Below are 19374 nucleotides of genomic sequence, written 5' to 3'. Positions count from 1 at the left end.
TTGGACAGACCAAAGTGACACTAGGGCGCAGTGGGTCGGCCGGTCAAACCAGTGACCTCCGGCGGATCGTACGCAACGTCGACGAACCCTCGGGGAGCTCCCGCCGCCGGCCACCGGGGACCATGGACCGGGTGAACCGACTGGCCGGCGCAACGAGCCCGTACCTGCTGCAGCACAAGGACAACCCCGTCGACTGGTGGGAGTGGTCCGACGAGGCGTTCGCGTCCGCTCGCGAGCGCGATGTGCCGGTGCTGCTGTCCGTCGGGTACGCCGCATGCCACTGGTGCCACGTCATGGCGCACGAGTCGTTCGAGGACGCGGATGTCGCGCGGGTGCTCAACGACGGCTTCGTCGCGATCAAGGTCGATCGCGAGGAGCGGCCGGACATCGACGCGGTGTACATGGACGCCACCACTGCACTGACCGGGCACGGCGGGTGGCCGATGACCTGCGTGCTCGACCACGACGGCGCGCCGTTCTACGCCGGTACGTACTTTCCGCGCGCGCAGTTCCTGGGGCTGCTCGACGCGGTGACCCGCGCATGGCGCGAGCAGCGCGACCAGGTGACGGCGTCCGGCGCGCACATCGCCGAGGCGTTGCGCAGGTCGACGCTGCCGCGCGCCGACGCGCCGGCGCTGCCGACGAGTGCCGACCTCGACGCTGCCGCGGGCGTGCTCGTCGGCCAGTTCGACGCGCAGCGCGGCGGGTTCGGCGGTGCGCCGAAGTTCCCGCCGTCGATGGTGCTCGAGTTCTTGCTGCGCACGCACGAGCGTGGCGGCGACCCGACGGCGCTCGCCATGGCCGAGCGCACGTTCGACGCAATGGCGCGCGGCGGGATGTACGACCAGCTCGCCGGCGGGTTCGCGCGGTACTCGGTCGATGCCGGCTGGGTGGTGCCGCATTTCGAGAAGATGCTCTATGACAACGCGCTGTTGCTGCGCACGTACGTGCATTGGTGGCGGCTGACCGGATCGCCGCTGGCCGAGCGCGTTGCCCGCGAGACGGCGGACTTCCTGCTGCGCGATCTGCGCACATCGCAGGGCGGCTTCGCCTCGGCACTCGACGCGGACACCGACGGCGTCGAGGGGCTGACGTACGTGTGGACGCCGGCCCAGCTCGCCGAGATCCTCGGCCCGGACGACGGCGCCTGGGCGGCGTCGCTGTTCACCGTCACCGACGCCGGCACGTTCGAGCACGGCGCGTCGACCTTGCAACTGTTGCAGGATCCGGACGACGCGGCGCGGTGGGCCGACGTGCGCACCCGGCTGTTCGCGGCGCGCTCGCTGCGGCCCCAACCGGCGCGCGACGACAAGATCGTCACGGCGTGGAACGGGCTGGTTGTGGCGGCGCTGGCCGACGCCGGGACGTTGCTCGAGGTGCCCGACTACGTCGACGCGGCCGCCGCGTGCGCCCGACTGTTGCTCGACCTGCACCGCGTCGACGGCCGGTTGCGGCGCACGTCGCGCGACGGCGTGGTGGGTAACGCGGCGGGCGTCGCCGACGACTACGGCGACGTCGCCGAAGGGCTGCTCGCGCTGCATCAGGCGAGCGGTGACGCGCAGTGGCTCGCCGCGGCCGGCGAGGTTCTCGATGTCGCGCTCGGGCACTTCGCGGACGACGCGGGCGGCTTCTTCGACACGGCCGATGACGCGGAGCAACTCGTGCGCCGGCCGCAGGATCCGACGGACAACGCGACGCCGTCCGGCGCCAGCGCCCTGGCCGGTGCGCTGCTCACCTACTCGGCGCTGACCGGCTCGGCACCGCACCGGGCGGCGGCCGAAGGTGCCGTGGCTGCTGTCGCCCACGTCGCCGGGCAGCAACCGCGGTTCTTCGGCTGGGTGCTGTCGGTGGCGCAGGCGCTCGACGCCGGGCCGGTGCAGGTGGCCGTCGTCGGCGAGCCGGGCGGCGGCGCGTTGACCGACACCGCACGTCGCGCCGCGCCGCCGGGCAGCGTGGTCGTGTCCGGTGAACCGGACGCGGCCGGTCAGCCGTTGCTCGCCGACCGGCCGCTGGTGCGCGACGGCGCGGCCGCCTACGTCTGTCGCGGCATGGTCTGCGACCTGCCGGTGACGACGGTGGACGACCTGCGCGCCGCGCTGTCGGCGACGCGATGAGCGCTCGCGCGTAGCGAGCGCTCATCACGACGAGTGGCGCGATCTCGGCCTGGCGGCGCGACATGTCGCGCCATCAGCTGGATTTCGCGCCACTCATTCGGACGGGTTACAGCTCGGGGCCGCTCGCGCGCAGCTTGTCCACCTCGGACATCGCCGTGCGCAGGTCCGCGAGCCACTCCTCGGTGTGCTCACCGACGAGCTTGACGCACCACGCGAGCGCGTCCGAGCGCGACCGGGCCACGCCCGCGTCGACCAGCGTGTCGAGCACGCGGCGCTCGTCGTGGCGCAGCCGGGTCATGGCCGGCACCGCGAGGTGGGTGAACAGCACCTGGGTGTCGCCGATCGAGGCACCCCACGCGACCTTGCGCCCGTAGCGGGCCTCCGCCTCGTCGGCGATCTTGATCCGGGCGTCCCGGGTGTCCTCGCGGAAGCGCTGGATGCGGCCTTCCGCCGCGGCGTTCGACTCGCTGTCCTCGCCACTGTCCGGCGCGGGCAGCTCACCGATCACCACGATCTCCTCGCGGTCGACGCTCACGTCCGGCGTGCCGGTGAACCAGTCACTGGGCAGCCGCCCGGCGAACCACTCGGCGGCGTCGTCGGCGGCCGGGACGTCGGCCTGCTGCCAGCCACCGGCACCGCGGAAACCGCGGGGACCGTGACCGCCGTGGCCGCGATGTCCGCGGTGCCCACCGCGCTCGCTGCGGCCGCGGCCGCCTTCACGGCCGAACTCGTCGCCGCGGGTGCGTCCCTCGGAGCGACCCCGCCGTGCCTCACGTTCTGGGAAGTATCGTTCGTCATGCATTATGTTCTCCTTACGTTGCATGCGTGATTACATCATTACAGACAACGCAAGCCCTGTCGATATTCCGGGGGATTGCTTCTTGCATGCTGGCCTGACCACTTTTGGCAGCGAAAAATGGTCAGGGCGAGCCGGGAGTTGGGCGGACGGCCCACCCGCGGGCAGCGTCAGTGGGTGGGTCAGCGGCTGAGCGCGGTCAGCAACAGCCGAGCAGCAGGCTCAGGCGAAGACGGCGATCCAGATCGCGATGTAGTGGCAGGCGGCCGCGATCAGCGTGCACAGGTGGAAGACCTCGTGGAAGCCGAACGTGCCGGGGTACGGGTTCGGCCGCTTCAGCGCGTAGACCAGGCCGCCGATCGTGTAGACGACGCCGCCCGCGACGATGAGCGTGAACGCGGCGACACCGCTGTGGTGCAGCAGCGTCGGCATGACGAACACCGCGACCCAGCCCAGCGCGATGTAGCAGGGCGCGGACAGCCAGCGCGGTGCCGATTTCCACGTCGTCTGCAGGGCCACGCCGAACAACGCGCCCGTCCACACCGCGGTCAGCACGGCGATCGCCGAGGTGTTCGGCAGGGTCAGGACCGCGATCGGCGTGTACGTCCCGGCGATGAACACGAAGATCATCGAGTGGTCGAGGCGTTTCATCACCAATCGGGCGCGCGGACTCCAGTTGAGGCGGTGGTAGAGCGCCGAGATGCCGAACAGCAGGGTGATCGTCGCGCTGTAGATGGCGGTGGATGCACCGGCCGGCCCGCCGCGCAGCGCAGCCGCGACGGATACGAGGGTTGCGCCGGAGGCCACCGACACCGCCGCGGCGTAGGCGTGCAGCCAGCCGCGCAGGCGTGGTTTGAGCTCGGCGACCGCGGTCGCGATCGCAGCGACCGGGCTCTCCGGAACCGAGGCCGGGGACGTCATTCGGTGAGCCTACGGGCTCGTAGGTAGTAGCTGGCTGTGGAGCGGGCAAACGGCGTGCAACGTCGGAATGACGTCGATCGCGTCGGTGCGCGCAGCGATAGGTTTGCCCGATGGGCATCCGCGACGGCGTCTACGCGGTGTACGAGCGGCGGCTGCGCGCGCACCTCGACGGCATGCCGGTGCCGCAGCACGTGGCGATCATGATCGACGGCAACCGGCGCTGGGCGCGTGCCGCCGGGTTCGACGACGTCAGCCAGGGCCACGTCGTCGGCGCGCAGCACATCGCCAACCTGCTCGAGTGGTGCGGCGAGGCCGGGGTCGAGCACGTGACTGTGTGGCTGCTGTCGACGGACAACCTCAGCCGGGCGCCGGAGGAACTCGAGACACTGCTGAACATCATCGCCGGGGTGGCGGCGGAACTGTCGGCCGACGGCAACCCGTGGCGGGTGAACGCGGTCGGCGCGCTGGACCTGCTGCCGGCGGCCACCGTCGCCGCGCTCAAGTCCGCCGAGGAGCGCACCGCCGACCGCGACGGGCTCACCGTCAACGTCGCCGTCGGGTACGGGGGCCGGCGCGAGATCGCCGACGCGGTGCGCTCGCTGCTGCACGAGCACGCGGCGCACGGCGGCACGCTCGAGGAGCTCGCCGAGATCATCGACGTCGACCACATCGCCGAGCACCTCTACACGAAGGGCCAACCCGACCCCGACCTCGTCATCCGTACCTCCGGCGAGCAACGGCTGGGCGGGTTCCTGCTCTGGCAGTCGGTCCACTCGGAGTTCTACTTCTGCGACGCGTTGTGGCCGGACTTCCGCAAGATCGACTTCCTGCGCGCGCTGCGCGACTTCGGCGCCCGACAGCGCCGCTTCGGGGCATGACCTTCGGCCCGCTGGTCTCCGGCGAGTGGCTTGCCGCGCACCTCGACGAGGTCCGGGTGGTCGACGTGCGCTGGTACCTCGACGACCGCTCGGGCCGCGCGGCCTTCGAGCGTGGACACATTCCCGGCGCAGTCTGGCTGGACATCGACGCCGACCTGTCCGACGACGCGTCGCCGCGGCAGGGGCGCCACCCGTTGCCCTCGCCCGACCGGTTCGCCGCCGCGCTCGAACGCGCAGGCATCGGGCCCGGCCAGGCCGTGGTCGCCTACGACGACGCCGGCGGCTCGATCGCCGCGCGGCTGTGGTGGCTGCTGCACGTGCTCGGCGAACCGGTGGCGGTGCTCGACGGCGGACTCGACGCATGGCCGGGGGAGCTGTCGACCTCGGACGGGGAGCGTCCGCCGGTGCGCCGCGACCGGCCGCCATGGCCGGCGAACCGATTCGTCGACGCGGCGCAGGTTGCCGCCGCGCTCGACACGGTGATCTACGACGCGCGCACCGCCGAGCGTTACGCCCGTGGCGACGCTGCGATCGACCCGCGTCCGGGGCACGTGCCGGGCGCGCAAAGCGCGCCGTGGGCCGGCAACCTCGGCCCGGACGGACGGTTCCGCCCGCCGGGCGAACTGCGCGAGCGGTTCGCCGCGGCCGCCGACAAGCCGGCCATCGCGTACTGCGGGTCGGGCGTCACGGCCTGCCACGACCTGCTCGCGATGGAGGTCGCGGGCATCGCCGGGACGGCGTTGTACCCGGGCTCGTGGTCGCAGTGGGGCGCCGATCCCGCACGGCCGGCTGAGACGTCCTGACCCTCACCTGTCGCGCGGCGGCCGCTTGCGCATCGTGCGCTCGCGGATCTGCGCGGCCTCCTCGGCTTCGCGCTTCTGCGGCTCGTCGAGCTTGCGGGTGTCGCGCAGCTCGTTGAACTGGTCGACGTCCTCGGGCAGTCCCGCGCGCAACGCACGTTCGCGCTGCGTCTCGGCGTTGAACTCGGCACCCAGCAGAATCGCGATGTTGGTGATCCACAACCACACCAGGAAGATGATCACCGTCGCGAACGAGCCGTACGTCTTGTTGTACGAGCCGGCGAACGACACGTAGAGCGCGAACAGGCCCGAGGCGATCAGCCACACGACCACCGCGATGATGCCGCCGAGGCTTATCCAGCGGAAGCCGGGCTGCTTGACGTTCGGGGACGCCTTGTAGAGCAGCGAGAACATCATGCTGACGACGATCAGCAGGAACGGCCACTTGGCGATGTCCCAGGCGAGCACGGCGGCGTGCCCGATGCCGAACGCCTTGCCGAACTGCGACGCGATCGGGCCGGAGACGACCACCAGCACCGCGCTGACGGCCAGCATGATCATCAGCGCGAGCGTCACCAGGAATCGCGTCGGCGCGGTCTTCCAGATCGGTCGGCCCTCGTCGACGTCGTAGATCGCGTTCGAGGCGTTCATGAAACCCGAGACGTACCCGGAGGCAGACCACAGCGCCAGCAGGATGCCGACGATGCCGGCGATCCCGGCGGCGCCGGCCTTGCCCTGCACCTGGCCGATGACGCTGTTCAGGAAGCTGTTCACCGCCCCCGGCGCCACGTCCTTCACATTCGCCAGGATCGAGTTGATCGTCGACGTGCCGAGCAGGCCGAGGATCGAGATCAACGCGAGGAGGGCGGGGAAGATCGCGAGCACGCCGTAGTAGGTGAGCGCCGCAGCGCGGTCGGTGACGTCGTCGTGCTTGAACTGCTTCAGCGAGCGCTTCAAGATCGTGACCCAGCCGGCCTTCGGCATCTGCTTCGGTCTGTCCGGAGCGCCGGGCGCATCCTGGTGCCGCCCGTCGTCGACGCGCCCGTTGGCGTGGTTCTCGTTCGAGTCACTGGCCATGTCCGTCGCCTCCGGGGTCGCTGCGCGAAGGAGTGCCGCACCGTCCGGCGGCGCTTCGCTGTTGGGATGTGGTCGGGTGTCCGGTCCCTGCTCCGGCGCGCGGGCGGCGACCCACGTCCTGTACGCCAGTGGTCGATCGCCGGTTCCGGAAGCTCAGAGCCGGTGTACACCGTAAGCTCCGGTGCGTTTACAACGTATACCCGGGACGGTTCGGCGCAAACCGTCCTACGGAACCCGTCTGTGACCGAGCTGCGCAGGTCACGACATCTGCGTCGGAGTGGCACTGCGCTTCGGCGCAGTGCCACAGTGTGTCCATGGTCGACACGCCGGACACCGCCCGCGGTGAGGCCGGACCACGGGGACTGTCGGCCGAGCGCATCGTGACCGAGACGCTCGCCTTGATCGACGAGCAGGGGATAGCGGCGGCGACGATGCGCACCGTCGGCGAACGCCTCGGCGTGCGGGCGATGGCGCTGTACCGGCACATCGACAACCGGGAAGAGCTCTTCGACGCCGTGGTCGAGCGCATCGTCAACGAGCTCGAGGACGACGACCGGGTGCTCGAAGCACCGCAGGACGGTGATTGGCGCAAGTATCTGGAGGCCCTCGCCTGGGGGGTGCGACGTTATGCCCGCGCGCACCCGCACGCCTTCCCGCTGGTCTCCACTCGCCCGCCATCGGCACCGTGGATCAATCCGCCGCTGCGCTCGCTGCGGTGGATCGAGAAGATGCTCGTGGGCCTGGACAGCGTCGGCTTCGACGAGGAGCAGGTGTTGTTCACCTACCGCACCTTCAACAGCTTCCTGCTCGGCTACCTGCTGCTCGAGACGAGCGCGATGGCGTTGCAGGATCCGAAGCCCGGCGACGGCTCGTTCCAGAGCGGGACGAGTCCGGACGACGCCACGCCCGCGGAAGCCACCGACCCGGTGCCCGGCGCCATCAGTCCCACGCGGACCCGTGAGCAGAGCGAAGCCGTCGACGCCGCCGATACGAGCGCGCAGCAGGTCGACCCGGTGGGCGACGTGGACTCGGCCGACTTCCCGATGATCCACCGGCTCCGGGACGGCCTGACCGAGGATCACTACGAGCGGGAGTTCGCGGCGGGGCTGCAGATCCTGCTCGATCGGGTCGCGGCCGTCGTGGCGGACTGACCCGGGCTGACCGCAAACGGCGAATCCGGCGCGACATCGGGGTACCGCATCAGCGGCAAAGCAATCTCGAGCCCTCCCCGATTGGAAGTACGTCATGGCCTCTGGTGTGGCAACAGTGTGGGTCCCCGTCACCGACATGGAGCGCGCGATCGCGTTCTACCGAGACACGCTGGGCTTGCAGGTGAAGTCGCAGGACAACGACGACTGGTCCGAGATCGATGCGAACGGCCTGACCATCGGCCTGAACGCGCGGGAGAAAGCGAGCGGAGGTTCGGGCGGTGGTGCCGTGATCACCTTCCAGCCCGACGACAGCATCGACGACGAGGTTTCGCGGCTGCGCGATGCCGGCGTCGAGTTCACCGGCGACATCAGCGATCACCCGTGGGGCCGCATCGCGCCGTTCAAGGACTCCGAGGGCAACGACCTGCAGTTCTACGCCCCTCCGAACTGAGTTGCGCCGCGGTGTGGCTGCGCAACGCCTGGGGTAGCCGGAGCCGCTGACCACGGGTGCGGTCGACGTCCCTCGTTGTTCACAACGGCGAAACGTGTCGGCCCCGCGCGCCTCCCGGACGTTCGGTGCGCTCGCCGTAGCGTCCGCGGTGGTGGATCGGCCAACCCGGTCCGCTCGGGAGGTCCCGACACGGTGGTGAGCACCTGCGAATGGGGCCGGTCGGTCCCGCCGGTGTACTCGGACGGGGCCGGACCGACACCCAGCCGCGCAGCGGGCATACGTGCGCCGCTGCGCCGACTCCCTGTCAGGAGCGACCGTTGACCGCATCGACCGCATCCGTCCGTGCTTCCGAACCGGCGAAGGTCCGCACGTTCGTGCTCGACACCTCCGTGCTGCTGTCCGATCCCTGGGCACTGGCGCGGTTCGCCGAACACGAGGTCGTCCTGCCGCTCGTGGTGATCTCCGAGCTCGAGGCGAAACGGCATCACCCCGAGCTCGGCTGGTTCGCGCGGCAGACGTTGCGGTTGTTGGACGAGTTGCGTATCGAGCACGGCCGGCTGGATTCGCCGGTGCCGATCGGCACGAACGCCGCCGACGGCGCGAACGGCACGCTGCACGTCGAGCTCAACCATTCGGACATGTCCCGCCTGCCGGCCGGTTTCCGCATCGAGAGCAACGACTCGCGCATCCTCGCCGTCGCGCTGAACCTCGCCGACGAGGGCCGCGATGTCACGCTGGTCACCAAGGACATGCCGCTGCGGGTCAAGGCCGCGTCCGTCGGCCTGGACGCCGATGAGTACCGGCTGCACAAGGTGGCCGACACCGGGAACGCTGCCGGCTGGACCGGGATGAGCGAACTCGAGGTCGGCGCGGACACCGTCGACGCGCTCTTCGACGGCGAGCCGTTGGAGCTCGCCGATCAGCCCGACTTCGCGGCCGTCGCCGAATCGCCGTGCCACACCGGGCTGGTGCTGCACTCGGCCAAGGGCTCCGCGCTCGCGCGGGTGACGCCGGACAAGTCGGTGCGCCTGGTGCGCGGCGACCGCGAGGTGTTCGGGCTGCGCGGGCGCTCGGCCGAGCAGCGGGTCGCGCTGGACCTGCTGCAGGACCCGGACATCGGCATCGTGTCCCTTGGTGGCCGGGCCGGCACGGGCAAGTCGGCGCTTGCGCTGTGCGCCGGCCTCGACGCGGTGCTCGAACGCCGCGCGCACAAGCGGGTGGTCGTCTTCCGGCCGCTGTACGCCGTCGGCGGCCAGGATCTCGGTTACCTGCCGGGCAGTGAGAACGAAAAGATGGCGCCCTGGGCACAGGCCGTGTTCGACACGCTCGGTGCGCTGGTGTCGGCGAATGTCATGGACGAGGTCATGGACCGCGGCATGCTCGAGGTCCTGCCGCTGACGCATATCCGGGGCAGGTCGCTGCACGACTCCTTCGTGATCGTGGACGAGGCGCAGTCGCTCGAGCGCAACGTGTTGCTGACCGTGCTCTCGCGCATCGGTGCGGGGTCGCGTGTGGTGCTGACGCATGACGTCGCGCAGCGCGACAACCTGCGCGTCGGGCGGCACGACGGCATCGCGGCGGTGATCGAGGCACTGCGCGGCCACCCGCTGTTCGCGCACGTCACGCTCAGCCGCTCGGAACGCTCGCCCATTGCCGCGCTCGTCACGGAGTTGCTCGAAGACCTGCCGCTCTAGGTGACCCGCACTCGTACCCAGCTGTGGTCGTGATCCTCGTCGAGATCACGACCACAGCTGGGTAGGTCAGCACGGAAAGCGGGCCAGCGCGGTCCACGGGCCGCCGTCGTAACGCCAAAGCGCGAGTCCATGGGCAATGGCGGTGAACGGCACGAACGACGCACGCAGTGCCGCGACCGTCTCGCGGGCCTGTTCCGCCGACACCTTGTTCTGAACGGTGACGTGCGCACGCAGCGGCTGTCGGTCCTGTCGGGTGAGATGCGCCCACCACAGCTGCTGCAGGGCGCGGTGCACCCTGTCCAGCTCGGGCGCAGCGAGGCGGTAGGCAGCTCCGCGGCCGAGCGACATGACGGCGTCGACGCCGACGTCGAAGGCATCGACGGCATGCTCGGCGAGGTCGGCACGGACCTGCTCCTCGAGCTCCCCGGGCACGGCGTGGAACAACGTGACGTGCGCGCCCACCGCAGTGCGGCCGGCCGGGAACAACCGGGCGCGTTCGGCGTCGAAGCGTTGTTGCGTCGCGTCGTCGAGCACCAGCGTCACGACGAGCGGGGCCGCTGTCATACCCGCATTCTCCGACCGACGCCGCCGAGCACTGCGCACCGGCCGGGGGGCCGCTGACACACTGGACGGGTGAGCAATCCGACCGGCACCGCGGACGCCGATCTCGAGCTGGTGCTAGCCGGCTACGCGGCCTACGCGCGCGGCGACATCGTCAAAGCGGTGTCCGCGCTGCACCCGGACATCGAGTGGGTCGCGTCCGACGCGCTTGCGGACGGCGGCACGCACCGTGGCCGCGCGGCCGTGGCCGCACACCTGCGTTCGTCGCGGGACGCCTGGTACCAGTTGCGCTCGATGCCGCTCGGGCGCCGCCTCGGTGACCGCATCGTGGTCGAGCATCACGTCCAGGGCACGCTCGCCGACGGCACCGCGCGCCAGGCGACCGTCGCCGAGGTCTTCACCGTGCGCGACGGCCAGGTCGTGCACACGCGGGCCTACGCCGACCCGGCCGACGTCCCGGCGCCCGTCCCCGGCTGATGTCACCTGCGGTGCCACCGTTGCCCGACGACCTGCCTGTCGTCGAGCGCGACGTGGTGCGCGTCGTGGTTCAGGACGCGGGCGACGCGGTGCTGCTGCTGTACGCGCGTGACCTGACCGATCCGGAGCTCGGCACCTGGTGGGAACTCCCAGGTGGCGGCCTCGACGACGGCGAGAGCTACGCCGAGGCAGCGGTGCGCGAACTCGCCGAGGAGACCGGCATCGCGGTGCCCGCCACGCGGGTCGGGCCGGCGACGTGGCGGCGGACGGCGTCGTTCCGCTACCGCGGCCGCCGGCACGTGCAGCACGAGGTCGTCGCGCTGGTGCGCATCGACGATCGTGCGCCCGGGCTGGACGTGCGCGGCCGGCTGCACTACGAAGCCGAGGACTACCCGGATTTCCGGTGGTGGCCACTGCCTGAGCTGCGTGTCAGCAGCGAACGGTTCTATCCCGGTCGGCTGCCGGCGTACGTCGACGATCTGCTCGCCGGCCGTGAGGTGGACGAGCCGTTCGAGCTGTTCTCCTGATCGGACTCTGGCGTCAGAGGCACCGCGGTTATTCGACGGTGCGGCGAGTTCAGGTCCAGGTTCAGGCGAGCGTGCGTCCGTACAGGTTGGCGAGCGCGTCCCAGTGCCGGGCCGCGGCGGTCTCGTCGAAGGTGTCGTTGTCGGGAACCGTGAAGCCGTGGTGGGCCGGATAGGTCTCGATCAGGTGCGACACCCCGGCCTCGGTGAGGGCGGTTTCGAGCAGTTCGCGCTGGTCGTCGGTGAACGACTGATCCTCGATCGCCCCGGCCACATAGACGGTGGCGGTGATGTCACCTGCTCGCAGGTGCGGGCTGTCGGCGCTGTCCGCTACCGCGAGGCCGCCCCCGTGGAACGACGCCGCCGCGCCGACCGCGTCGCCCAGCCGACCTGCGACGATCATGGACGTCCGGCCGCCCATGCAGTAGCCGGTCGTCCCGACCGGACCGCCGGTCGTCTCCGGCCGAGCGCGCAGGAAGTCGATGAACGCGTGCGCGTCAGCGGCCATCATCTCCGGCGTGACCGTGCCCATCAGCGCGAACAGCCGGGCCCGTTCATCCGGGTCAGCGAAGACGGTGGTCGCGTCGAACGGCGCCCACGGAGCGTGCCGGTAATACACATCGGGCACCAGGGTGACGTAGCCGAGACCGGCCAGATGCTCGGCCATGTCACGATGCGCGGCGCGCAATCCCGCGGCGTCCGGGTACATGACGACGCCCGGCCACGGGCCGTCCCCGTCGGGCACGTGCAACGACGCCGCGGCCACCCCGTCGGCCGTCGGAACCTCGACATCATGCTGGGTCATCGGAAACTCCTAGCGTCACGCTTCCCTCACACGTTCCTGCAGCCCGACCAGCTTCATCAAGATTCGGGCTGTCCTGGTGCCCGAGGCGGGCGTTCGTCGAGTCGCCGCGCGGTCAGGTGAGCCCGAGCTGGGTCATGATGCCTGCTTCGTCGGTGCTGCCCCAGCGTTCGGTCATCTTGCCGTCGGCGAATTTGCTGATCTGCACGCCGCGGACCTTGATGGACTTGCCGGTCGGGTCATTGCCCTGGAACGGACCATTGTGTGTCCCGGTCAACGTGTAGGCGAAGGCGACCCGCTCGTCGTCCGCGACCAGCGTCTCGACCTCGACGTGCAGGTCCGGGAATGCAGTGCGCATCTTGATGAAGAATCCTTTGAAGCCCGCGGGCCCGGGGACCTGTCCCGGTGCTGGGTCGTGGTCGATGCTGTCGACGGCGACGAGATCGTCGAAGGCGTCGAAGTTGCCGGTGTTCACGGCCTCGCCGAAGGCCTCTTGGGCGGCAATGTTGGTCTTCTTGTCGAACATGTTTCTCCTCGTTCGTGTCGGGCCGTGCGCCACGGCCGGAGCAGGACCATCGTCCAGCCGTGCAGGCGGTCGGTGCCGATGGCGTGACCTTCGACGACAAAGATGCAGAAGTCGAACCTGTCTCCCTCGGCCGAATCGTGCTCGGCCTCGGTCCTCGGGCGCGAGGCACCACTGGTGCCTTACCCGTCGGCGGCGTGGCTCAGACCCTCGATCGCGCCCCGGGCGTCTTGCGGGTCTGGGGTTTGGAGATTGACTAATTCGAACGTGTGTCCGAACATGGGGAGCGTGATCCTGCACGCCGACCTGGACTCGTTCTACGCGTCGGTCGAGCAGCGCGACAACCCGCGGCTGCGCGGCAAGCCGGTACTCGTCGGCGGGGGAGTCGTGCTCGCCGCGAGCTACGAGGCCAAGGCCTACGGCGTGCGCTCGGCGATGGGCGGTCGGCAGGCGCGCGAGCTGTGCCCGCAGGCCATCGTGGTGCCGCCACGCTTCGCGGCGTACACCGAGGCGAGCAAGGCCGTGTTCGCGATCTTCGACGACACCTCGCCGCTGATCGAGGGCATCTCGATCGACGAGGCGTTCCTCGACGTCGGCGGGTTGCTGCACGTGTCGGGCACGCCGGTCGAGATCGCGGTGCGGCTGCGCGAGCGCGTGCGCGCGGACGTCGGGCTGGCAATCACGGTCGGCGCGGCGCGCACCAAGTTCCTCGCCAAGGTGGCGAGCGGCGTCGCCAAGCCGGACGGCCTGCGCTACGTCCCGGCCGACGGCGAGCTCGACTTCCTGCACCCGCTGCCGGTGCGCAAGCTGTGGGGTGTCGGCGCCAAGACGGCGGCCAAGCTCAACGACCGCGGCATCTTCACCGTGGGCGAGGTCGCCGTGCTGCAGCGCCGCGAGCTTGTCGCCATGCTCGGCGTCGCTTCCGGGCGGCACCTCCACGCGCTGGCGCACAATCGCGACCCGCGCCCGGTGGTGGTCGGGCGCCGGCGTCGATCCATCGGTGCGCAACGCGCGCTCGGTACGCGCTACCGTCCGCCGCCGGAGATCGACGCCGCGTTGGTGGGCCTGATCGATCGCGTCGCAGGTCGGCTGCGTGCGGCGCAACGGGTGTGCCGCACGGTGGTGCTGCGGCTGCGCTTCGGCGACTTCACCCGCGCGACCCGGTCGCACACCCTGCTGCGCGCGACCTGGGAGACGGCGCCGCTGCTGGCCACCGCCCGGGCGCTGCTCGAGTCCGTGGCCGCGTTGGTGCGCCGGGACGGGCTGACCTTGATCGGCGTCTCGCTGGCCAATCTCGACGACGCCGATGCGCTGCAGCTGGAGCTGCCGTTCGCGGCGCGCGACGTGGGTGCGCTCGACCCCGCGCTGGACGGCATCCGGGACCGCTTCGGGCGCGACGCCGTGCAACGCGCCGTGCTGCTCGGCCGCGAGCGCGGGATGGAGGTGCCGCTGCTGCCTGACTGAACCGTCAGCGGTTGGCCGTACGGTCAGCGCCATGGGCGTTGTGATCGTCACCGGCACCGGTACCGGTGTTGGCAAGACGGTCACCTGCGCGGCGATCGCGGCCTGCGCGAAGGGCACCGTCGCGTACGTCAAGCTGGCGCAGACGGGGCTCGACGCCGCGCAGCCCGGGGACGCCGCGCAGCCCGGGGACGCCGCGCAGTTCGCCCGGCTGGCGCGCTCGGACAACGTGCACGAGTTCGCGCGCTACCCCGAAGCCCTGCCGCCGAATCTTGCCGCGATGCTCAGCGGCCGGCCCGCGCTGGCACTGGCCGATGCCGTACGGCAGGTCATCGACCTGGACGCACTGCACGACACCGTGCTCGTCGACGGCACGGGTGGCCTGTCGGCGAAGTACGACGGCCACGACGACTGGACGCTCGTCGACCTCGCGGCGGCCGTGGACGCGGACTTCCTCGCAGTCGTCGGCGTACACGTCGACATGGTCGACCACGCGTCACTGCTGACCTCGGCGATCGAGGCGGAGGGATTCGGTCGGGCTGCGGTGGCCATCGGCAACTGGGCCGCCGATCCCGGTCCGGCCGCACGGTTCGCGTTGTTCGACGTGCAGCGCCTCGCCCGGCGCAGCCAACTCGCCGGGGTCCTGCCGGCCGGCCTCGCCGAAGGCGTGAACTTCCGCCGTCGGGCCCGCGCGGCGCTGTCGCCGGACTGGGGCGGCACGCTGGACACCCGCGCGTTCGTCAGCCGGCAGCGACCCTGACCGTCCGCACCGGTACGGCAGCCATCCGGGCTCGTGTCGTCGGCCACCCGTCGCTGCCCGTCCGGCCCGGCTGCCGATAGGGTTTCGCACAGCCCGAAGCGGTCGGCACTTCCTGCCGACCCGCCCGCTGTCGCAGGAGTGTGTATGTCGAACGCCGTCGTCCTGTCCCGCCGCATCGTGCTTGCCGACCTGCTGCCCGGCGCGCGGGTGCGCGACGCCGCACTCGTCCTCGGCGGTGCAGGACTCGTCGGCATCGCGGCGCAGTTCTCGTTCGTCACGCCGCTCTCGCCGGTGCCGTTCACGCTGGAGACGCTCGCGGTGCTCGTCGTCGGCGGCGCGCTCGGCTCGATCCGCGGGTTGCTGTCGCTGATCGTCTACCTGGCCGCCGGTGTCGCCGGTGTGCCGTGGTTCGCCGATCACGCGAGCGGCTGGGCGGGAAACCCGTCGTTCGGTTACATCTTCGGCTTCATCGCCGCCGCCGGCATCGTCGGCGCGCTCGCGAAGCGCGGCGCCGACCGGCACGTCGTCTCGACCGTCCTGGTGATGCTGGCGGGAACCGTCGTCATCTACGTGGTCGGCACCGTGTGGCTTGCCGTCGATCTGCATCTCGGCGCGGGCGAGGCGTTCCGACTCGGGGTGCGGCCGTTCCTGGTCACCGACGCGATCAAGATCGCCATTGCCGCGCTGGCGTTCCCCAGCGCGTGGCAGCTGGTCCGCCGCACCAAGGGCTGACCGGTCAGAGCAGGTCGAGCACCTGCTCCAGCGACGTAATCGTCTCGCCGTCCCAGTCGAGGTGCCGGCCGTAGACCACACCGCCGGCCTCTGCCGTCACCGCAAGATGCACCGGGCGCATGCCGACGGCGCGTGCGCCGGCGAGTTCGTTGCTGCCGCCGTCCCCGACGTAGAGGCACTCGGCCGGCTCGACGCCAAGCTGCGCGCAGCACGCGAGGTAGTTGGCCGGGTCGGGCTTGCGCTCACCGGTGACGAAGGAGAACACCGGCGCGTCGACATACGGCGCGATCGGCAGGTCAGCGAAGTAAGCAGGCAGTTCCGCGCTGCAGTCGCTGATCAGGCCGACCCGCAGGCCCCGCTCGTGCACCGCCCGGAGTACGCCGACGGCCTCCGGTCGCGGCTCGCCGAAGACGCGTTCGGCAGCGAGCCGGACGCGTGCGGCCTCGGCCACCTGCGCATCCGTGGGACGTGCGCCGATGCGCGCAGCGATCCAGCGCAGTGAGCCGGCGACATCGCCGCCCGCGCCGGCGAAGCGTTCGTGCACCGTGGCGGTGAGTTCTGCGTCGAACGCGTCGACGTCGACGCCGAGCGCGCCGGCCTGCTCGACCCGGGCACGTCGCTGCGCGTCGCCGGACCGGCCCGCGGTCAGCGTGCCGTAGAAGTCGAAAACGACCGCGCGCAGCGGGGCGGCCACTCAGCTGGGGTGGGTCATGGAGAGCACGTCGAGCACCTCGTCCAGCTTCTCCTCGCTGATCGCGTCCGGCACGTGCCCGCGTTCGACGACGACCTCGCGAATGGTCTTGCGCTGGGCCAGTGCCTGCTTGGCGATCTTGGCGGCTTCGTCGTAGCCGACGTAGTGGTTCAGCGGCGTGACGATCGACGGTGACGACTCGGCGAATTCGCGGCAGCGTTCGACGTTGGCCGTGATGCCGCTGATGCAGCGGTCGGCGAACACCCGGGAGACGTTGGCGAGCAGCCGCACCGACTCGAGCAGGTTGCGGGCGATCACCGGCAGCATCACGTTGAGCTCGAAGTTTCCTGCGGCGCCACCGAACGCGACGGCGGCGTCGTTGCCGACCACCTGCGCCACGACCTGGCAGACCGCCTCGCACAGCACCGGATTGACCTTGCCGGGCATGATCGACGAGCCGGGCTGCAGATCCGGCAGGAAGATCTCGGTCAGGCCTGTGCGCGGCCCGGAGCCCATCCACCGGATGTCGTTGCTGATCTTGTTCAGCCCGACGGCGATGGTGCGCAGTACGCCGGATGCTTCGACGAGCGCGTCGCGCGAACCCTGCGCCTCGAAGTGGTCGCGCGCCTCGGACAGCTCGAGGCCGAGGTCGTCGGCGACCCGGGCGATCACCGCCGCGGCCAAGTCGGCCGGCGCGTTGATGCCGGTGCCCACCGCGGTGCCGCCGAGGGGCAGCTCGCCGACGCGCGGCAGCACGCCGTGCAGGCGGTCGACGCCGTAGCGCACCTGCGCGGCGTACCCGGCGAACTCCTGCCCGAGCGTCACCGGCGTGGCGTCCATCAGGTGCGTGCGACCGGACTTCACGACTTCGGCGAACTCCGCCGCCTTGCCCTCGAGTGCCTCCGCCAATCGCGTGAGCCCGGGGATGAGGTCGGTGGTGATCGCCCGCGCGGCGGCGATGTGCATCGCGGCCGGGAACTGGTCGTTGGACGAGAACGGATCGTTGACGTCGTCGTTCGGGTGCACCGGCGTGCCGAGCCGCTCCGCGGCCAGCGTCGCGAGCACCTCGTTGGTGTTCATGTTCGACGACGTCCCCGAACCGGTCTGGTAGACGTCGATCGGGAATTCCGCGTCCCAGTCGCCGCGCGCGACCTCGACGGCGCTCTCCCGGATGGCGTCGGCCTTGGCCGCGTCCAGCGTGCCGCGCTCGCCGCGGATCGCCGCCGACGCGCCCTTGATCGCGGCCAGTGCGCCGATCAGCTCGCGCTCGATGGGCCGGCCGGAGATCGGGAAGTTCTCCACCGCGCGCTGCGTCTGTGCGCGCCACTTGGCCGCGGCGGGCACGTGCACCTCGCCCATCGAATCCTTCTCGACGCGGTACTGCGGCTCGGACACAAGCGCTCCTAGGACGGTCGTGGGATGCCTTCCCACCCTAGTTACCGCCGCCGCGCGCCGACCCGCCGCGCCGCGCACATCACACGGACCACGGTTTGCACCCGCACGAGTGGCTATCGCGGGACAGAACAGACCCGATAGCGACGGTCACGGGTGCAAACCGGGCTGATGCACAGGACCGTGGCGACCCCGCCGCCCGGCCGGGCCGTGGACGGTTACTGCTGCTGACCCCAGCCCTGCTGCGGCTGTTCGCCGTAACCCTGCTGCGGCTGCTGATAGCCCTGCTGGTCCCAACCCTGCTGCTGCGGCTGCTGCTGGTAGGCCTGCTGGTCCCAACCCTGCTGCTGCACCGGATCCGGCGTGGGCGGCGCGCCGCCGGGCTGACCGTAGCCGAGCACCTGCGCCGTCTGCTTGGCGCCCTCGCTCACCGGGACGGCGACGACGGCCGTGCCGTACGCGCACAGCTCGGTCCATACGTCGCCCATCTCCGAGGTGTCGAACCGCATCCCGATGACGGCGTTGCCGCCCTTGGCGCGCGCGTGCTCGAGCATGCGGCCCATCACCTCGTTGCGGCTCTCCGCGAGGTTCTTGGTCATGCCCTGCAGCTCGCCGCCGAACAGCGACTTGAACCCGGCACCCATCTGCGAGAACGCGTTACGCGAGCGAACGGTCAGCCCGAACACCTCGCCGCAGACCCGCTGGATCTCCCAGCCCTCGATCTCGTTCGTCGTGACCACCATCATGGCGAGCGCGTCCTTCCCTAGTTGCGGTCGAAGTCGACCGCTGAGTATGCGCGCAACTTGCCCAGTTGATGCAAGGAATCGACGATCCGGATGGTGCCGGACTTCGAGCGCATGACGATCGACTCCGTCTGCACGGAGTCGGCGAAGTAGCGCACCCCGCGCACCAGGTCCCCGTCGGTCACGCCGGTGGCGCAGAAGAAGATGTCGTCGCCGCTGACGAGGTCGTCGGTCAACAGGACGCGGTCGAGGTCGTGTCCGGCGTCGATCGCCTTCTGCTTCTCTTCGTCGTCCTTCGGCCACAGCCTGGCCTGGATGACGCCGCCCATGCAGCGCATCGCGGCCGCGGCGATGATCCCCTCGGGCGTGCCGCCAACACCGAGCAGCAGGTCGACGCCGGTGCCCGGCCGGGCCGCGGAGATTGCGCCCGCGACATCGCCGTCGCTGATGAATCGGATGCGTGCGCCAGCGGCGCGGATCTCTTCCACGAGATGCTCGTGCCGGGGACGGTCCAGCACGCAGACCGTGACGTCGGTGTTGTGGCCGTGCTTCGCCTTCGCCACGCGGGCGATGTTCTCGCGCACCGGCGCGGTGATGTCGATGGCGTCGGCGCAGTCGGCACCGGCGGCGATCTTGTCCATGTAGAACACGGCGGACGGATCGAACATGGCGCCGCGCTCGGCCACCGCGATCACCGCGATCGAGTTGGGCATGCCCTTGGTCATCAGCGTGGTGCCGTCCACCGGGTCGACGGCGACGTCGCACAGCGGGCCGGTGCCGTCGCCGACCTCCTCGCCGTTGTAGAGCATCGGCGCCTCGTCCTTCT

At 70.6% G+C, this 19374-nt stretch carries 20 protein-coding genes and 1 pseudogene; 11 read left to right on the top strand and 10 right to left on the bottom strand.

Features of this window, described 5'->3' with window-relative positions:
• Positions 1–122 precede the first annotated feature (122 nt).
• Positions 123–2114 (top strand): thioredoxin domain-containing protein, encoded by a 1992-nt coding sequence (locus tag ACFFCN_RS07600; protein ID WP_375490542.1) that lies wholly within the window; start codon positions 123–125, stop codon positions 2112–2114.
• A gap of 106 nt (positions 2115–2220) precedes the next feature.
• Here the strand turns inward: ACFFCN_RS07600 and ACFFCN_RS07595 are convergent, their stop codons facing one another.
• Positions 2221–2916, bottom strand: a complete 696-nt coding sequence (locus tag ACFFCN_RS07595; RefSeq protein ID WP_375490541.1) for a hypothetical protein — start codon at positions 2914–2916, stop codon at positions 2221–2223.
• Between the two features lie 216 nt (positions 2917–3132).
• A complete protein-coding gene (locus ACFFCN_RS07590) occupies positions 3133–3831 on the bottom strand; it encodes a hemolysin III family protein (RefSeq protein ID WP_375490540.1) in 699 nt (232 codons plus the stop codon).
• A 110-nt stretch (positions 3832–3941) separates the two neighbouring features.
• On the opposite strand from ACFFCN_RS07590, the gene ACFFCN_RS07585 reads away from it, so the two are divergent.
• Both ACFFCN_RS07585 and ACFFCN_RS07580 read left to right on the top strand, forming a co-directional pair.
• Complete coding sequence (locus tag ACFFCN_RS07585) at positions 3942–4709, top strand: isoprenyl transferase (protein WP_375490539.1); 768 nt, start codon at positions 3942–3944, stop codon at positions 4707–4709.
• Entirely contained in the window at positions 4706–5512 is an 807-nt protein-coding gene (locus ACFFCN_RS07580; RefSeq protein WP_375490538.1) for a sulfurtransferase, read from the top strand. Before ACFFCN_RS07585 ends, ACFFCN_RS07580 begins: the two co-directional genes overlap by 4 nt.
• A gap of 3 nt (positions 5513–5515) precedes the next feature.
• Here ACFFCN_RS07580 and ACFFCN_RS07575 read toward each other — a convergent pair whose 3' ends face one another.
• Positions 5516–6586: a YihY/virulence factor BrkB family protein gene (locus tag ACFFCN_RS07575; protein ID WP_375490537.1), complete on the bottom strand. Its 1071-nt coding sequence runs from the start codon at positions 6584–6586 to the stop codon at positions 5516–5518.
• Positions 6587–6900: 314 nt separating this feature from the next.
• Between ACFFCN_RS07575 and ACFFCN_RS07570 the strand changes: the two genes are divergently transcribed.
• From ACFFCN_RS07570 to ACFFCN_RS07560, 3 genes are all read left to right on the top strand, one after another.
• Positions 6901–7737 carry a TetR/AcrR family transcriptional regulator gene (locus ACFFCN_RS07570; RefSeq protein WP_375490536.1) on the top strand — a complete coding sequence of 279 codons (837 nt, stop codon included), beginning with the start codon at positions 6901–6903 and terminating at the stop codon, positions 7735–7737.
• Positions 7738–7831: 94 nt separating this feature from the next.
• Entirely contained in the window at positions 7832–8188 is a 357-nt protein-coding gene (locus ACFFCN_RS07565; protein WP_375490535.1) for a VOC family protein, read from the top strand.
• Between the two features lie 317 nt (positions 8189–8505).
• A complete protein-coding gene (locus ACFFCN_RS07560) occupies positions 8506–9882 on the top strand; it encodes a PhoH family protein (RefSeq protein WP_375490534.1) in 1377 nt (458 codons plus the stop codon).
• Between the two features lie 66 nt (positions 9883–9948).
• On the opposite strand, the gene ACFFCN_RS07555 is transcribed toward ACFFCN_RS07560, so the two are convergent.
• Positions 9949–10446, bottom strand: coding sequence for a 2'-5' RNA ligase family protein (locus ACFFCN_RS07555; RefSeq protein ID WP_375490533.1), 498 nt, complete (start codon positions 10444–10446; stop codon positions 9949–9951).
• Positions 10447–10515: 69 nt separating this feature from the next.
• On the opposite strand from ACFFCN_RS07555, the gene ACFFCN_RS07550 reads away from it, so the two are divergent.
• Both ACFFCN_RS07550 and ACFFCN_RS07545 read left to right on the top strand, forming a co-directional pair.
• Entirely contained in the window at positions 10516–10920 is a 405-nt protein-coding gene (locus ACFFCN_RS07550; protein WP_375490532.1) for a nuclear transport factor 2 family protein, read from the top strand.
• A gap of 11 nt (positions 10921–10931) precedes the next feature.
• Positions 10932–11447, top strand: coding sequence for an NUDIX hydrolase (locus tag ACFFCN_RS07545; protein ID WP_375490531.1), 516 nt, complete (start codon positions 10932–10934; stop codon positions 11445–11447).
• A gap of 61 nt (positions 11448–11508) precedes the next feature.
• On the opposite strand, the gene ACFFCN_RS07540 is transcribed toward ACFFCN_RS07545, so the two are convergent.
• Both ACFFCN_RS07540 and ACFFCN_RS07535 read right to left on the bottom strand, forming a co-directional pair.
• Positions 11509–12249, bottom strand: a complete 741-nt coding sequence (locus ACFFCN_RS07540) for a dienelactone hydrolase family protein (RefSeq protein WP_375490530.1) — start codon at positions 12247–12249, stop codon at positions 11509–11511.
• Positions 12250–12361: 112 nt separating this feature from the next.
• Positions 12362–12772: an ester cyclase gene (locus ACFFCN_RS07535; RefSeq protein ID WP_375490529.1), complete on the bottom strand. Its 411-nt coding sequence runs from the start codon at positions 12770–12772 to the stop codon at positions 12362–12364.
• A 276-nt stretch (positions 12773–13048) separates the two neighbouring features.
• Between ACFFCN_RS07535 and dinB the strand changes: the two genes are divergently transcribed.
• The 3 genes from dinB to ACFFCN_RS07520 all read left to right on the top strand — a co-directional run bounded on the left by dinB (position 13049) and on the right by ACFFCN_RS07520 (position 15722).
• Positions 13049–14233 carry a DNA polymerase IV gene (gene dinB / locus ACFFCN_RS07530; RefSeq protein WP_375490528.1) on the top strand — a complete coding sequence of 395 codons (1185 nt, stop codon included), beginning with the start codon at positions 13049–13051 and terminating at the stop codon, positions 14231–14233.
• Positions 14234–14264: 31 nt separating this feature from the next.
• A complete protein-coding gene (locus ACFFCN_RS07525) occupies positions 14265–14990 on the top strand; it encodes an AAA family ATPase (RefSeq protein ID WP_375490527.1) in 726 nt (241 codons plus the stop codon).
• A gap of 144 nt (positions 14991–15134) precedes the next feature.
• Complete coding sequence (locus ACFFCN_RS07520; RefSeq protein ID WP_375490526.1) at positions 15135–15722, top strand: biotin transporter BioY; 588 nt, start codon at positions 15135–15137, stop codon at positions 15720–15722.
• A gap of 4 nt (positions 15723–15726) precedes the next feature.
• Here the strand turns inward: ACFFCN_RS07520 and ACFFCN_RS07515 are convergent, their stop codons facing one another.
• The 4 genes and pseudogenes from ACFFCN_RS07515 to glpX all read right to left on the bottom strand — a co-directional run.
• Entirely contained in the window at positions 15727–16416 is a 690-nt protein-coding gene (locus tag ACFFCN_RS07515; RefSeq protein WP_375490525.1) for an HAD family hydrolase, read from the bottom strand.
• On the bottom strand, positions 16417–17808 hold the full coding sequence (locus tag ACFFCN_RS07510; protein ID WP_375490524.1) for a class II fumarate hydratase: 1392 nt from the start codon (positions 17806–17808) through the stop codon (positions 16417–16419).
• Positions 17809–18173: 365 nt separating this feature from the next.
• Positions 18174–18551 (bottom strand): annotated as a pseudogene (locus tag ACFFCN_RS07505) (YbjQ family protein); the annotation flags it as partial.
• Positions 18552–18568: 17 nt separating this feature from the next.
• Positions 18569–19374 (bottom strand): class II fructose-bisphosphatase (gene glpX / locus ACFFCN_RS07500; RefSeq protein ID WP_375490523.1); only part of this gene is annotated, 806 nt, incomplete at its 5' end.

It is taken from the genome of uncultured Jatrophihabitans sp. (assembly GCF_964246335.1).
Classification (GTDB): Bacteria; Actinomycetota; Actinomycetes; order Mycobacteriales; family Jatrophihabitantaceae; genus Jatrophihabitans.
This window is presented reverse-complemented; position numbering and strand designations above follow the sequence as displayed.

Excerpts from the sequence above, each read along its gene's own strand:
- ACFFCN_RS07600 (WP_375490542.1), top strand. The coding sequence starts at position 123 with ATGGACCGGGTGAACCGACTGGCCGGCGCAACGAGCCCGTACCTGCTG.
- ACFFCN_RS07555 (WP_375490533.1), bottom strand. The coding sequence starts at position 10,446 with ATGACAGCGGCCCCGCTCGTCGTGACGCTGGTGCTCGACGACGCGACG.
- ACFFCN_RS07575 (WP_375490537.1), bottom strand. The coding sequence starts at position 6,586 with ATGGCCAGTGACTCGAACGAGAACCACGCCAACGGGCGCGTCGACGAC.
- ACFFCN_RS07580 (WP_375490538.1), top strand. The coding sequence starts at position 4,706 with ATGACCTTCGGCCCGCTGGTCTCCGGCGAGTGGCTTGCCGCGCACCTC.
- ACFFCN_RS07540 (WP_375490530.1), bottom strand. The coding sequence starts at position 12,249 with ATGACCCAGCATGATGTCGAGGTTCCGACGGCCGACGGGGTGGCCGCG.
- ACFFCN_RS07570 (WP_375490536.1), top strand. The coding sequence starts at position 6,901 with ATGGTCGACACGCCGGACACCGCCCGCGGTGAGGCCGGACCACGGGGA.
- ACFFCN_RS07535 (WP_375490529.1), bottom strand. The coding sequence starts at position 12,772 with ATGTTCGACAAGAAGACCAACATTGCCGCCCAAGAGGCCTTCGGCGAG.
- ACFFCN_RS07590 (WP_375490540.1), bottom strand. The coding sequence starts at position 3,831 with ATGACGTCCCCGGCCTCGGTTCCGGAGAGCCCGGTCGCTGCGATCGCG.
- ACFFCN_RS07595 (WP_375490541.1), bottom strand. The coding sequence starts at position 2,916 with ATGCATGACGAACGATACTTCCCAGAACGTGAGGCACGGCGGGGTCGC.
- ACFFCN_RS07565 (WP_375490535.1), top strand. The coding sequence starts at position 7,832 with ATGGCCTCTGGTGTGGCAACAGTGTGGGTCCCCGTCACCGACATGGAG.
- ACFFCN_RS07520 (WP_375490526.1), top strand. The coding sequence starts at position 15,135 with ATGTCGAACGCCGTCGTCCTGTCCCGCCGCATCGTGCTTGCCGACCTG.
- ACFFCN_RS07525 (WP_375490527.1), top strand. The coding sequence starts at position 14,265 with ATGGGCGTTGTGATCGTCACCGGCACCGGTACCGGTGTTGGCAAGACG.
- dinB (WP_375490528.1), top strand. The coding sequence starts at position 13,049 with ATGGGGAGCGTGATCCTGCACGCCGACCTGGACTCGTTCTACGCGTCG.
- ACFFCN_RS07585 (WP_375490539.1), top strand. The coding sequence starts at position 3,942 with ATGGGCATCCGCGACGGCGTCTACGCGGTGTACGAGCGGCGGCTGCGC.